Source organism: Pseudomonas sp. NPDC087029 (assembly GCF_044745345.1).
GTDB classification, from domain to species: Bacteria; Pseudomonadota; Gammaproteobacteria; order Pseudomonadales; family Pseudomonadaceae; genus Aquipseudomonas; species Aquipseudomonas faucium.
The window spans coordinates 217,630-230,860 of record NZ_JBIVAB010000002.1; the positions used below are offsets into that span (position 1 = coordinate 217,630).

Consider the following 13,231-nt stretch of genomic DNA (forward strand, 5'->3'; position numbering starts at 1 on the left):
AGCCGGCTCCCACACGTTCACCACCCGGGTTCAGGCCTGCGGTGAACGGGTTGGATGAGGCCCTCACAGCTGATCAATGATTGCGGAATTCGGTATGGCACGCCTTGCAGGCAGCCTCGACCTTGTCCATCGGCCCTTTCAACTGCGCAGCGTCGAGCGGCTGGCTGCGCGTCACCTCGACCAGTTCGCCGGTGACGCCTTCCAGCGCCTGGGCAAGCTCATGAAAGCGCGCCTGGCGCTGCCACACTTCGGGCCGCGCACTGCTGTTGCCGTCATCCTGCACCTGAGGGAAGTGCTGCCAGGGCTCGTGGGCCAGGGCGTCCAGCTTCAGCGCACCGTCGGCGAACTTGCTGGCGTCGAACGGCAGGCGCCCGCGCAGCATGCCACCCATGTCCTCGCTGGTCTTGAGCATGTCCTTGAAGATGGCCTTGCGCTTGCCCAGTGGCGAGTTCGGGTCGACCCGGTCACAGGCGGTCAGGGCAAGGGCGGCGAGCAGTACTACGGTCAATCGCTTGAACATCACGGTCTCTTGGGCCTCGCAAATGGGCGGCCAGTATCGCCGCCTGCCAGGCAAAGACCAATAGCCACATAAAACACAGGGGTGAATCTTCATGTTCGCCCCCACAGGAACCCACCGATGAAATCTGCCCTGCGCCACCTGGCCTGGACACTCCCGGCCCTGGCCCTGCTGGCGGGCTGCAACGGCGGCGAAAGCGCCAAGCCCGAGCCGCATGCCATCGCCACCTACGCCCCCGCCACCTGGAACGACCTGCCCAAGGTCAGCGACAGCGAGCTGCTGGCAGGCTTCGATGCCTGGCGAGTGGGCTGCGAAAAACTCAAGCGTGACCCGGTGTGGGCCGCCACCTGCGAAGCTGCGCAAGGCATTCCCGAAGATGCCACCCAGGTACGCGCCTTCCTGCAGCAGCAACTGCAGGTCTACGGCCTGCGTTCTGCCGAAAACAACGCCAATGGCCTGATCACCGGTTACTACGAGCCGGTCTACCCAGGCAGCCTCAAGCGCACCGAAAAGGCCCAGGTGCCGGTGTATGGCATCCCCGATGACATGATTGTCGTCGACCTTTCGAGCATCTACCCCGAACTCAAGGGCAAGCGCCTGCGGGGCCGTATCGAAGGGCGCGTGCTCAAGCCCTACGACACTGCCGAAGTGATCTACCGCGATGGCGCCAAGGCACCGGTGCTGGCCTGGCTCACCGACCCGATGGACCTGCAGTTCCTGCAGATTCAAGGTTCGGGGCGCGTGCAACTGGCTGATGGCCGCCAATTGCGCCTGGGTTATGCCGACCAGAACGGCCACCCCTACCGGCCGATCGGCCGCTGGCTGATCGAGCAGGGCCAGCTGAAGAAAGAAGACGTGAGCATGGGCGCCATCCACGCCTGGGCCCAGGCCAACCCGCAACGGGTACCGGAACTGCTGGCCAGCAACCCCAGCTACGTGTTCTTCAGCACCCGCCCCGACAGCAACGAGGGCCCACGCGGCTCGCTCAACGTGCCGCTGACGGCAGGCTACAGCGTTGCCATCGACCGCAAGGTGATCCCGCTGGGCAGTTTGCTGTGGTTGTCCACCACGCGCCCGGACGGCACGCCGGTGGTGCGGCCGGTGGGGGCTCAGGATACGGGTGGGGCCATTACTGGCGAGGTGCGCGCGGACCTGTTCTGGGGCACCGGGCCGCAGGCTGGGGAACTGGCGGGGAACATGAAGCAGCAGGGGCAGATCTGGATGCTGTGGCCCAAAGGCCAGCCGCTGCCTGACGTGCCGAAGGTTCTGTAGAGCTGCAGTGGCCGCATCGCCGGCAAGCCGGCTCCCACAGGGTCGCCCCAGGCCTCACGCCTGATGAACTACCTGTGGGAGCCGGCTTGCCGGCGATGGAGCCACCTCGATTTCAGATCGAAACCACGAAGAACGACACGATCAACGCCAACCCGGCAAACCACACCAGCGAGCGCAACGCCGCCCAGTCCGCCAGGTAGCAGATGATGTAGAGCAAGCGGCTGGTGATGTACATCACCGCCAGCACATCCTGGGTCACCTGTTCGGCATTGCCGACCACATCCGCCACCAGCACCGCCGCCGCGAATGCCGGAAACGCTTCATAGCTGTTCTGCTGCGCAGCATGGGCACGGCGTGGCAGCCCGGAGAGCGTGTCGAGGAAGGCACGCGGGTCGTGATTGTCCTTCAGGCCGAAACGGCCGCTGGCGACCTTGGCGATCAGCGCACAGAAAGGCGGCAGCACCAGCGCGATCAGGATGCACCACAGGGCAACGGTCATGCTCATGACTCCTTGTACGAAAATGGGTTAGAGCTTCATCACCAGCATGCCTGCCAGGACCAGCCCGCAAGCTAGGAGTCTCGGCCCGCCAAAAGGTTCTTTGAGGTAGCGCATGCCCAGCAGCACCACCAGCACCACGCTCAGTTCACGCAGCGCCGCCGCCTCGGCCACCGAGCCCAGGTGCATGGCCCACAGCACCAGCGCATAGCTGAGCAGCACGCACAACCCCACCGCCAGGCCCAGCCGCCATTGCGTACGCCAGAACAGTACGAACGGCGCCCGCCGCGCCACACTGGCCAACAGCGGGAAAGGCCAGGCGCTGAGCAAGGTCAGCCAGACCAGGTAGTCCCAGGGCTTGCCCCACAGCCGCACGGCCTGCCCGTCGAACCAGGTGTAGCAACCGATGCACAAGCCGATCAGCGCCACCACCGGCAGCATCGACCAGGGCAGCCGGTCCCCGCCGCCGCCCTGCCACAACAGGCAGGCCATGCCGCAAGGGATCAGCAGGATGCCGATGATCTGCTGCTGGCTCAGCGACTCGCCGGCGAACGCCAGGGTCAGCCCCAGCACCACCAGCGGCGACAGCCCGCGCATCAGAGGATAGACCAGGCCCAGGTCGCCGACCCGGTAGGCCTGGATCAGCAAGAAGCGATAGAGCTGCTCGGCCAGTGCCGAGGCCAGCAGCCACGGCCAGATCTCGGCCGGCGGGAACTCCGTGAAGGCCACGGCGCACACCGCGAAGGCCAGTGCCACGGTGTCCATGCTGGCGATGACCAACAGGCGCTCGCCGCTGAATTTGATCAGGGTGTTCCACGTCGCGTGCAGCAGGGCGGCGATCAGGACCAGGGAAGTTGCCAACACGCGGGGAGCTCCTTGCAGTCAGAGCGGGCAACGATACAACGCTTCCGGCCCGGAAAGCGCGATGGAACGAAAAGAACAAATCTGGTCAAACCTGTGTCCCGAAACCATCGCCAGGTCATCAAACAACTGCCCGATGCCATTCGGGTACGACTTGGAAGCCATTGTTACAGGATTCGGGATGCTTGAATTAGTTGCCGCGTTTATCTGCCTCACCACCCTCCTCACCTACGTCAATTACCGTTTCATCGGCCTGCCGCCCGCCATCGGCGTGATGGTCACCGCGCTGCTGTTTTCCCTGCTGCTGCAGGGCCTGAGTCTGATCGGCTTCCCGGGCCTTGAGGCTCGCGTCGAAGGGCTGATGAACCAGATCGACTTCAACGACCTGCTGATGCACTGGATGCTGGCGTTCCTGCTGTTCGCCGGCGCACTGCACGTCAACCTCGCGGACCTGCGCAGCTACCGCTGGCCCATCGGCCTGCTGGCCACCATCGGCGTGCTGATCGCCACCGTGGTGATCGGCTACCTGTCGCACTGGGTGTTCGCCCTGTTCGGCTGGCAGGTGCCGCTGATCTACTGCCTGCTGTTCGGTGCGCTGATTTCGCCGACCGACCCCATCGCAGTGCTCGGCGCCCTGCGTACCGCCAACGCTTCCAAGCCGCTGAAAACCACCATCGTCGGCGAGTCACTGTTCAACGATGGCACTGCGGTGGTGGTATTCACCGTGCTGCTGGGCATCATCCAGCTTGGCGAAACGCCGAGCTTTTCCGAGACGGCGCTGCTGTTCGCCCGCGAGGCCATCGGTGGCGTGGTGTTCGGTGGGGTGATCGGCTACGCCACCTACCGCATGATCAAGAGCGTCGAGCAGTACCAGGTCGAGGTCATGCTGACCCTGGCGCTGGTCATCGGCGGTTCGGCGATGTGCTACGAACTGCACGTCTCGGCGCCGATTGCCATGGTGGTGGCCGGCCTGATCATCGGCAACCTGGGCCGCAACCTGGCGATGAACGACATGACCCGCCGCTACATGGACGGTTTCTGGGAGCTGATCGACGACATGCTCAACGCCCTGCTGTTCGCCCTGATCGGCCTGGAGCTGTTGCTGCTGCCGTTCAACTGGCTGCACCTGGCGGCCGGTGGGGTGCTGGCCCTGGCGGTGCTGCTGTCGCGCCTGCTGACGGTGGCGCCGGCCATCGTGCTGCTGCGGCGCTGGCGGAGCGTGCCGAAAGGCACTGTGCGAGTGCTGACCTGGGGTGGCTTGCGGGGCGGGGTTTCGGTGGCGTTGGCGCTGTCGTTGCCCCAAGGCAGCGAGCGCGACCTGCTGCTGTCGATCACCTACATCGTGGTGCTGTCTTCGATTCTGGTGCAGGGGTTGAGCATCGGCCGGGTGGTGCGCAAGGTCAGCGCACAGCCTTGAAACGCTGAGGGCCGCTTTGTGGCCCTATCGCCGGCAAGCCGGCTCCCACAGGTAGGCCACAGCTGTAGGAGCCGGCTTGCCGGCGATGGGCTGCAAAGCAGCCCCAGGCCATCACTCCACCGCCGAGTCGGGGAACTGGTCCTGCACGTACTTGATCTCGGTGCGCCCATGGGCCGCCGGCAAGCCATCTTCGCCGAGGTTGACGAAGACCATGCGGTCTACCGTGAGAATGCTCTTGCGGGTGATCTTGTTGCGCACTTCGCAGCGCAGGGTGATCGAGGTGCGGCCGAATTCGGTGGCGGTGATGCCCAGCTCGATGATGTCGCCCTGGCGCGAGGCACTGACGAAGTTGATCTCCGACATGTACTTGGTCACCACGCGCTGGTTGCCCAGCTGGACGATGGCGTAGATCGCCGCTTCTTCGTCGATCCAGCGCAGCAGGCTGCCGCCGAACAGTGTGCCGTTGGGGTTGAGGTCTTCGGGTTTTACCCACTTGCGGGTGTGAAAGTTCATCAGTACTCCTGACCTGCTTGGCTAACGTGAAGTAATGATGGCAGAGCGGCGCCGGGCGCTCCATTGAACATCGACTATCGTCTCGATTAATCGACAGAAAGCCTTTGGTGTGTCACACGGCCACGGCTATAATCCCTGCCGATTCACATGGCAGCCATTAGCGGTGCCATGCCCGCCACCCACCCGAGGGGCGCTGCAGCAGGCTCGGCCTGTCAGGCTCGGATGGGGCGTTGTCCGCTGCCGCGGACGCTCAACGCACAACGGCGCCCATTCGCACACTACGAATGGAGGCTCTCAATGAGCGCTGTAAACACGCCTGCAGGTTTTACCGATTTCAAAGTCGCCGACATCTCCCTCGCCGCCTGGGGCCGTCGCGAAACCATCATCGCCGAATCGGAAATGCCTGCCCTGATGGGCCTGCGTCGCAAGTACCTGGCTGAGCAGCCGCTCAAGGGTGCGAAGATCCTGGGCTGCATCCACATGACCATCCAGACTGCCGTGCTGATCGAAACCCTGGTTGCCCTGGGTGCCGAAGTGCGCTGGTCGTCCTGCAACATCTTCTCGACCCAGGACCAGGCTGCCGCCTCCATCGCTGCCGCCGGTATCCCGGTCTTCGCCTGGAAAGGTGAAACCGAGGAAGAATACGAGTGGTGCCTGGAGCAGACCATCCTCAAGGATGGCCAGCCATGGGACGCCAACATGATCCTCGACGACGGCGGCGACCTGACCGAGCTGCTGCACAAGAAGTACCCGGCCGTTCTGGACCGTGTGCACGGCGTTACCGAAGAGACCACCACCGGTGTGCACCGCCTGCTGGACATGCTGGCCAAAGGCGAGCTGAAAGTCCCGGCGATCAACGTCAACGACTCGGTCACCAAGAGCAAGAACGACAACAAGTACGGCTGCCGTCACAGCCTCAACGATGCCATCAAGCGCGGCACCGACCACCTGCTGTCGGGCAAGCAAGCCCTGGTGATCGGCTACGGTGACGTGGGCAAGGGCTCGGCCCAGTCCCTGCGTCAGGAAGGCATGATCGTCAAGGTCACCGAAGTTGACCCGATCTGCGCCATGCAGGCCTGCATGGACGGCTTCGAGCTGGTCTCGCCGTTCATCGACGGCATCAACGACGGCAGCGAAGCCAGCATCGACAAGGCCCTGCTGGGCAAGATCGACCTGATCGTCACCACCACCGGTAACGTCAACGTCTGCGATGCCAACATGCTCAAGGCCCTGAAGAAGCGCGCCGTGGTCTGCAACATCGGCCACTTCGACAACGAGATCGACACCGCCTTCATGCGCAAGAACTGGGCGTGGGAAGAGGTCAAGCCACAGGTGCACAAGATCCACCGCACCGGCGCTGGCGACTTCGACCCGCAGAACGACGACTACCTGATCCTGCTGGCCGAAGGCCGCCTGGTGAACCTGGGCAACGCCACTGGCCACCCAAGCCGCATCATGGACGGCTCGTTCGCCAACCAGGTACTGGCGCAGATCTTCCTGTTCGAGCAGAAGTACGCCGACCTGTCGGCCGAGAAGAAAGCCGAGCGTCTGACCGTTGAAGTGCTGCCGAAGAAGCTCGACGAAGAAGTGGCCCTGGAAATGGTCCGCGGCTTCGGCGGCGTGGTCACCCAGCTGACCAAGCAGCAGGCCGACTACATCGGCGTGGCTGTCGAAGGCCCGTTCAAGCCGCACGCCTACCGCTACTAAGCGGCAAGCGCCCGGTGGCCTGCCGCCGGGCGCTGGTAGTCGTTGAATCTTGATCGATGCCCGAGCCAGGCCGGCCCCCACCGCCCTGGCTTTTACTTGCAGCTTGCGGCCCATGGCTTGCAGCTGAGGAAACAGAGATGTCACAAGAACGCCGCTACAGTTTCGAATTCTTCCCCACCAAGACCGACGCCGGTCACGAAAAGCTGATGGCCGTGGCCAAGCAGCTGGCCGCCTACAACCCGGACTTCTTCTCCTGCACCTATGGTGCCGGTGGCTCGACCCGCGACCGCACGCTGAACACCGTGCTGCAGCTGGAAAGCGAAGCCAAGGTCCCGGCCGCCCCGCACCTGTCGTGCGTCGGCGACAGCAAGGACGAGCTGCGCGCCCTGCTCGCCCAGTACCAGGCAGCCGGCATCAAGCGCATCGTTGCCCTGCGCGGCGACCTGCCGTCGGGCATGGGCATGGCCAGTGGCGAACTGCGCTACGCCAGCGACCTGGTCGAGTTCATCCGCCAGGAAAGCGGTGACCACTTCCACCTGGAAGTTGCCGCCTACCCGGAAATGCACCCGCAGGCGCGCAATTTCGAAGCCGACCTGGCCAACTTCGTGCACAAGGTCAAGGCCGGTGCCGACAGCGCCATCACCCAGTACTTCTTCAACGCCGACAGCTATTTCTACTTCGTCGAACGCGTGCAGAAGCTGGGCGTGGACATCCCGGTGGTGCCCGGCATCATGCCGATCACCAACTACAGCAAGCTGGCACGCTTCTCCGACGCCTGCGGCGCCGAGATCCCGCGCTGGGTCCGCAAGCAGCTGGAAGCCTATGGCGACGACACCGCCAGCATCCAGGCCTTCGGTGAAGAAGTGATCACCCGCATGTGCGAGCAACTGCTGCAAGGCGGCGCGCCGGGCCTGCACTTCTATACCCTGAACCAGGCCGATGCCAGCCTGGCCATCTGGAACAACCTGAAGCTGCCTCGCTGAAACTTTTTGGCAAGATCTTATTCAGTAAGGATTAAGGCTTAAGTCATAGACTAAGGCCTTATTTCCTTCCTGGAACATGCAGGTCTTGCCACACATGCCACCGCTCTCGCCTAGCCGCCCGCAACTGGTCTACCTCGCCTTCGGGCCGGCCACCTATCACCAGGAAGCCTGTTTCAGCATCGTCAGCGCCCTCGCCCACCTCGACACGCAGGCCGGCGAAGCGCTGGATATCCAGGTTTATACCGACAACCCGGCGCCCTACGGCCAGTTGCCGGTTACCGTGCACCTGCTCGACGAAGCCACCCGCGCAGCCTGGAACGCCCCCCACGGTTATCACTTTCGCAGCAAGCACGTGCTGCTGCGCCAGGTGCTGCAGCAGCACCCGCTGGCCGTGCTGATCGATACCGACACGTTCTTCCGCACCTCGCCCCTCAAGCTGTTCCAGCGCGTTCGCCCAGGCCACATGCTGTGCAACTTCATCGGCCCGCGCTACGGCGCCAACCAGGCCTGCCTGTTGTACCGCAACCTGGTGGCGATCCTCGAGCAGCGCGGCCTTGCCGATTGCCAGATGCCACTGCTGAACTCGGGGGTGATCGGCCTCAGCGCTGACGACGCCGCCACCCTCGACCGCTCCATCGCCCTGATGGATGAGCTCTATCCGCTGGCCCGCACGGCCTACACGCTGGAAGAATTCTGCCTGGCAGTGGCGGCATATCGCACGCTCGAGGTGGCCGGGTGTGCCGATGTCATCCACCACTACTGGAGCCGCAAGGCGCAGTTCCGCGCCAAGATCCAGGCCTGGCTGCACAAGCATGGCGACGATTTGCTGAGTGGGCCGGCGCGGGCCGATGTGGCGCTGGTCAACGACCAGTTGCCACGCCCCCCGGCGCTGCACCGCCTGGGTTACAAGGCCCTGAGCCTGACCCTGCCAAGCCGCGAACGGCAGTTTGCCCGCGAGCTGCTGTATGGCTGCTATCCCTACCCCAACGAATTCGACCGCGCCTGCGCTCCGGCCTGGTGGGACAAGGCGCTGGAGAACCTCAACCAGCGCCACGGCCACACCGCCCCCGAGCAGTTGCGCCAGTGCCTGCGCCACCCGGGCCTGCGCTTGTCGCTGGGCGAGCGGCGCAAGGACATCGAGGCGCACCTGCTCAAAGCCTCTGCGCACTGAGCCGGTCACTGGCCTTGCCCCGCCCGAGCGCGTAATCTCGCGCCATGTCTGCGATCACCCGCCTGCTCTGCATCCTCCTGCTCGCCTGCCTGAGCCCGATGGCGCTTGGCGAGCGCCTGCGCCTGGTCAGCGACGACTGGGCGCCGTACATCTACCAGGATGGCGGCCAAACCAAGGGCATCGACTATGAAGTCTCGCGCGAAGTGTTCAAGCGCCTGGGGGTCGAGGTGGAGTGGGAATTCATGCCCTGGAAGCGCTGCCTGGCGATGATCGAGCAAGGCCTGGCCGACGGCGTGATGGACATCTTCAAGGTCGATGCGCGCAAGGCCTACATGGTCTACCCGATTGAACCCATGTCCGATGCCGAATTCGTCCTGTATCAGGCCAGCCGCCGCCGTCATGCCATCCATCAACTCGGCGACCTCGATGGCCTGACCGTCGGCACCTCGCCAGGCTACGCCTACGGCCCGGAATTTCTCGAGGCAACGGGTTTCAAGCGTGAATCGGCGCCCAGCCACGAGGCCAATTTCGGCAAACTCGTGCTGGGCCGCATCGACCTGCTGATTACCGACCGCCTGGTCGGGCGCTACCTGCGCCGGCAATTGGGCCTTGAGCAACAGGTCGAAGAGCTGCCGCTGGTGGTCAGCCGCCAGCCCCAGTACCTGGGCCTGGCGCGCAAACCCGGGCGCGAACAGCTGGCCCAGGCCTTCGCCGATGAGCTGCGCCGGTTCAAGCAGGAACCCGCCTTCGTCGCGATAATCGAACGCTATATTGGCGACACCCGCCATCTTCCTCACGCCGTTGAGCAGCAGGAAAGCAGCACGCTGCAATAGCTCTGTTATACTCGGGCCTTCCCGCCCGGCTCACGCCCGGACGCTCGGCCTCGAAACAAGCATCCCGATCGGCATTGACGCCCCTTGGCGTCCACCCCCCGCTTCCCGGATGTGCAGTGAAAGCCCAGCTGGACCGGACGCGATCGCATCCCTCCGATGCCCGTCGCGCCAGGCAGAACATCCCAACGGGCCCAGCCCCAACGAGAACAGGATTGCCCATGTCCTTTGCTTCCCTCGGTCTCTCCGAGGCTCTTGTCCGCGCTATCGAAGCTGCGGGCTACACCCAGCCGACTCCGGTGCAACAGCGGGCCATTCCCGCCGTGTTGCAAGGCCGCGACCTGATGGTTGCCGCACAGACTGGTACTGGTAAAACCGGCGGTTTCGCCCTGCCGATCCTCGAGCGCCTGTTCCCGGCCGGTCACCCCGACAAATCCCAGCGCCATGGCCCGCGCCAACCGCGCGTCCTGGTCCTGACCCCGACCCGCGAGCTGGCAGCCCAGGTGCACGACAGCTTCAAGGTCTACGCCCGCGACCTGCCACTGGTCAGCGCCTGCATCTTCGGCGGCGTCGGCATGAACCCGCAGATCCAGGCCATTGCCAAGGGCGTGGACGTGCTCGTGGCGTGCCCGGGTCGCCTGCTCGACCTGGCCGGCCAAGGCAAGGTCGACCTGGCCCACGTGGAAATCCTGGTGCTGGACGAAGCCGACCGCATGCTCGACATGGGCTTCATCCATGACGTCAAGAAGGTCCTCGCCCGCCTACCGGCCAAGCGCCAGAACCTGCTGTTCTCGGCGACCTTCTCCAAGGACATCACCGACCTGGCCGACAAGCTCCTGCACAACCCGGAGCGCATCGAGGTCACCCCACCGAACACCACGGTCGAGCGCATCGAGCAGCGCGTCTATCGCCTGCCCGCCAGCCACAAGCGTGCCCTGCTGGCGCACCTGATCACCCTGGGTGCCTGGGAACAGGTGCTGGTGTTCACCCGCACCAAGCATGGCGCCAACCGCCTGGCCGAGTACCTGGAAAAGCACGGCCTGAGCGCCGCCGCGATCCACGGCAACAAGAGCCAGAACGCCCGCACCAAGGCCCTGGCCGACTTCAAGGCCAACTCGGTACGGGTGCTGGTCGCCACCGATATCGCCGCGCGCGGCCTGGACATCGACCAACTGCCCCACGTGGTCAACTTCGAGCTGCCGAATGTCGAGGAAGACTACGTTCACCGTATCGGCCGCACCGGCCGTGCCGGGCGTTCGGGCGAGGCCATTTCCCTGGTCGCGCCGGATGAAGAGAAGCTGCTCAAGAGCATCGAGCGCGTCACCAAGCAGAAGATTGCCGATGGCGACCTGATGGGCTTCGACGCAAGCCAGGTGGAAGCCGAGAAGCCGGAAGTACGCGAACGCCAGCAGACCAACGGCCGCGGTGGCCGTAACCAGCAGGCCCGTGGCGATGGCGGCAAGGACGGCGGCGGTGGCCGCAAGGACAAGGGCAAGGACAAAGGCAAGGCCAAGCCGCAAGCCGCGGAGAAACCGGCCGACAAGGAAAAGGCCGGCGACAAGCAACAGCCGCGCAAGCCACGCGACAAGAAGCCGCGCCAGCAGCAGGCAAGCCAGGGCAACGCGCCGAAAACCTCTGCCGACCGTGACCCGGAAGAGTTCCTCGACGACGACGTCGACAACTTCGGCAACCGCGCCGACTACGTCAGCCCCTACCAGAACGCCAAGAACCAGGGCCGCAACCGCCGCCCAGGCGGCGCTGCCGGTGCCGGCCAGGCCCAGCCGGGCCAGGGCGCGAGCCAGCGCAACAACGGCGGTGGCCAGGGCCGTAATGGCGGCCAGCCTCGTAGCGCCAGCGGCGAAAAACGCCCGCCGCGCAACAACAATGGCGGCGGTGGCCGCCGTGATGGTGGCGGTGGTCGCAACCGCCCGGCCGGTCGCGACGATGCCCTGCGCCAGGAACCGGCAGTGCGCAGCTCGCGTGAGCCGCAGAACCAGCCGGTGATCATCCGCAAGGAATCCAAGCTCGACCGTTACCCGACGCCCGAGCAACTGGACGACCTGCCAAGCCGCCCACGTGGCGAGCGCCCTGCGCTGCTGACCCGCAAGGGTTGAGTAACGCCAGGCAATAAAAAACGCCGCCCAATCGGGCGGCGTTTTTTATTGCGCGGGCAAACGCTTACTTCTGCTTCACACCTTCGACGCTGATATCCAGGTCCAGGGTCTGCGAGGTTGGGCCTGGGCCCTTGATGCCGAAGTCATTCAGGTTGAGGGTGGTGGTGGCATTGAAGCCTGCGCGCTCACCGCCCCATGGGTCCTTGCCTTCGCCGTTGAAGGTCGCCTTGAAGGTGACCGGCTTGGTGACGCCGTGCATGGTCAGGTCGCCAGTTACATCAGCAGTCTTGTCGCCAGTGGACTTGACGCTGGTGGATACGAACTTGGCGTCTGCGTACTTGCTCACGTCCAGGAAGTCTTTGCTGGCGATGTGCTTGTCACGCTCGGCATGGTTCGACCACAGGCTGGCGGTTTTCACGTCGACTGCAATCTTGCTGGCTTCAGGCTTGGCGCTGTCCCAGGTGAACGTGCCATCGAAGTCCTTGAAGGTGCCGTGGATGAAGCTGTAGCCCAGGTGGCTGATCTTCCAGTCGACGAACGCGTGCTGGCCTTCCTTGTCGATCTTGTACTCGGCGGCCATGGCCTGGCCGGCGGAGAACAGTGCGGTACCGAGCGCCAGAGCGGCAAAAGTCTTTTTCAACATCCTTACTTCCTTCCTATGCAATTGAGTTGAGAGTCAAGCTTTGCGGCCCAGCATGCGTGTCAGGGTCGCGTCACGGTCGATGAAATGATGTTTCAAGGCTGCCAGGCCATGCAGCACGGCAAAGATCACCAGGCCCCAGGCCAACCACAGGTGGATGACACCTGCCACGTCGGCCTGGTCAGGCAGGTCGCTGATCAGTGCAGGCACTTCGAACAGGCCGAAGACCGGGATGCCCACGCCATCAGCGGTGGAAATCAGGTAACCGGCGCCCATCACCGCGAACAGCCCCAGGTACAGCGCCAGGTGCCCCAGCTTGGCAGCCAGGCGGGTGAGTGGCCCGTGGTTGGCCGGCGCCGGAGGCGGTGGGCTGATGAAGCGCCAGAGTACGCGCAGCAGCATCACCCCCAGCAGCACCAGGCCGATGCTCTTGTGCAGGTCAGGGGCCGATTTGCGCCAGGGGCTGTAGTAGTCGAGGCCGACCATCCACAAGCCCAGGCCGAACAGCCCGAAGACCGCCAGTGCCACGCCCCAGTGCAGGACGATGCTGACGACGCCATAGCGAGAAGGTGAGTTGCGCAGTTGCATGATGCAGTGTTTCCCCGTGAAAGCTGTGCACAGACTAACGCGAATCGTATCGAATAAAAGCGTAAAAAATTGCTCCGGATTATCGAGAAATCCGATAAATAGTGTGTGAGTTGGCTATTAAG

At 64.2% G+C, this 13,231-nt stretch carries 13 protein-coding genes and 1 riboswitch; of the genes, 7 read left to right on the forward strand and 6 right to left on the reverse strand.

Annotated elements, in window-relative coordinates; genetic code table 11:
• Positions 1 to 73: 73 nt before the first annotated feature.
• On the reverse strand, positions 74 to 520 hold the full coding sequence (locus ACIPG5_RS04415; RefSeq protein ID WP_286914166.1) for a cytochrome c: 447 nt from the start codon (positions 518 to 520) through the stop codon (positions 74 to 76).
• 117 nt (positions 521 to 637) lie between these two features.
• Here ACIPG5_RS04415 and ACIPG5_RS04420 point away from each other — a divergent pair, with 117 nt between their 5' ends.
• A complete protein-coding gene (locus ACIPG5_RS04420) occupies positions 638 to 1,789 on the forward strand; it encodes a murein transglycosylase A (RefSeq protein ID WP_401373530.1) in 1,152 nt (383 codons plus the stop codon).
• A 112-nt stretch (positions 1,790 to 1,901) separates the two neighbouring features.
• On the opposite strand, the gene ACIPG5_RS04425 is transcribed toward ACIPG5_RS04420, so the two are convergent.
• Together ACIPG5_RS04425 and ACIPG5_RS04430 are read right to left on the reverse strand one after the other, a co-directional pair.
• Entirely contained in the window at positions 1,902 to 2,288 is a 387-nt protein-coding gene (locus tag ACIPG5_RS04425; RefSeq protein ID WP_176513763.1) for an MAPEG family protein, read from the reverse strand.
• A 27-nt stretch (positions 2,289 to 2,315) separates the two neighbouring features.
• Positions 2,316 to 3,149, reverse strand: a complete 834-nt coding sequence (locus ACIPG5_RS04430) for an EamA family transporter (RefSeq protein ID WP_236237472.1) — start codon at positions 3,147 to 3,149, stop codon at positions 2,316 to 2,318.
• Between the two features lie 178 nt (positions 3,150 to 3,327).
• Here ACIPG5_RS04430 and ACIPG5_RS04435 point away from each other — a divergent pair, with 178 nt between their 5' ends.
• Entirely contained in the window at positions 3,328 to 4,563 is a 1,236-nt protein-coding gene (locus ACIPG5_RS04435; RefSeq protein ID WP_176513759.1) for a sodium:proton antiporter, read from the forward strand.
• A 111-nt stretch (positions 4,564 to 4,674) separates the two neighbouring features.
• Here ACIPG5_RS04435 and ACIPG5_RS04440 read toward each other — a convergent pair whose 3' ends face one another.
• Positions 4,675 to 5,076 carry an acyl-CoA thioesterase gene (locus ACIPG5_RS04440; protein ID WP_085676699.1) on the reverse strand — a complete coding sequence of 134 codons (402 nt, stop codon included), beginning with the start codon at positions 5,074 to 5,076 and terminating at the stop codon, positions 4,675 to 4,677.
• A 179-nt stretch (positions 5,077 to 5,255) separates the two neighbouring features.
• Positions 5,256 to 5,352, forward strand: a riboswitch (S-adenosyl-L-homocysteine riboswitch).
• A 21-nt stretch (positions 5,353 to 5,373) separates the two neighbouring features.
• On the opposite strand from ACIPG5_RS04440, the gene ahcY reads away from it, so the two are divergent.
• The 5 genes from ahcY (at position 5,374) to ACIPG5_RS04465 (ending at position 11,881) form a co-directional block, all read left to right on the forward strand.
• Positions 5,374 to 6,783 carry an adenosylhomocysteinase gene (ahcY, locus tag ACIPG5_RS04445; protein WP_401373533.1) on the forward strand — a complete coding sequence of 470 codons (1,410 nt, stop codon included), beginning with the start codon at positions 5,374 to 5,376 and terminating at the stop codon, positions 6,781 to 6,783.
• 137 nt (positions 6,784 to 6,920) lie between these two features.
• On the forward strand, positions 6,921 to 7,766 hold the full coding sequence (gene metF / locus ACIPG5_RS04450) for a methylenetetrahydrofolate reductase [NAD(P)H] (RefSeq protein ID WP_176514114.1): 846 nt from the start codon (positions 6,921 to 6,923) through the stop codon (positions 7,764 to 7,766).
• A 94-nt stretch (positions 7,767 to 7,860) separates the two neighbouring features.
• Positions 7,861 to 8,937: a hypothetical protein gene (locus ACIPG5_RS04455; protein WP_401373535.1), complete on the forward strand. Its 1,077-nt coding sequence runs from the start codon at positions 7,861 to 7,863 to the stop codon at positions 8,935 to 8,937.
• Positions 8,938 to 8,981: 44 nt separating this feature from the next.
• Entirely contained in the window at positions 8,982 to 9,770 is a 789-nt protein-coding gene (locus tag ACIPG5_RS04460; protein ID WP_401373537.1) for a substrate-binding periplasmic protein, read from the forward strand.
• A gap of 218 nt (positions 9,771 to 9,988) precedes the next feature.
• Positions 9,989 to 11,881: a DEAD/DEAH box helicase gene (locus ACIPG5_RS04465; RefSeq protein ID WP_236237475.1), complete on the forward strand. Its 1,893-nt coding sequence runs from the start codon at positions 9,989 to 9,991 to the stop codon at positions 11,879 to 11,881.
• Between the two features lie 64 nt (positions 11,882 to 11,945).
• Here the strand turns inward: ACIPG5_RS04465 and ACIPG5_RS04470 are convergent, their stop codons facing one another.
• The gene (locus tag ACIPG5_RS04470; protein ID WP_236237476.1) at positions 11,946 to 12,524 is read right to left on the reverse strand and encodes a YceI family protein; all 579 of its coding nucleotides are present in this window, start codon (positions 12,522 to 12,524) and stop codon (positions 11,946 to 11,948) included.
• 33 nt (positions 12,525 to 12,557) lie between these two features.
• On the reverse strand, positions 12,558 to 13,109 hold the full coding sequence (locus ACIPG5_RS04475; RefSeq protein WP_176514103.1) for a cytochrome b: 552 nt from the start codon (positions 13,107 to 13,109) through the stop codon (positions 12,558 to 12,560).
• Positions 13,110 to 13,231: the final 122 nt, after the last annotated feature.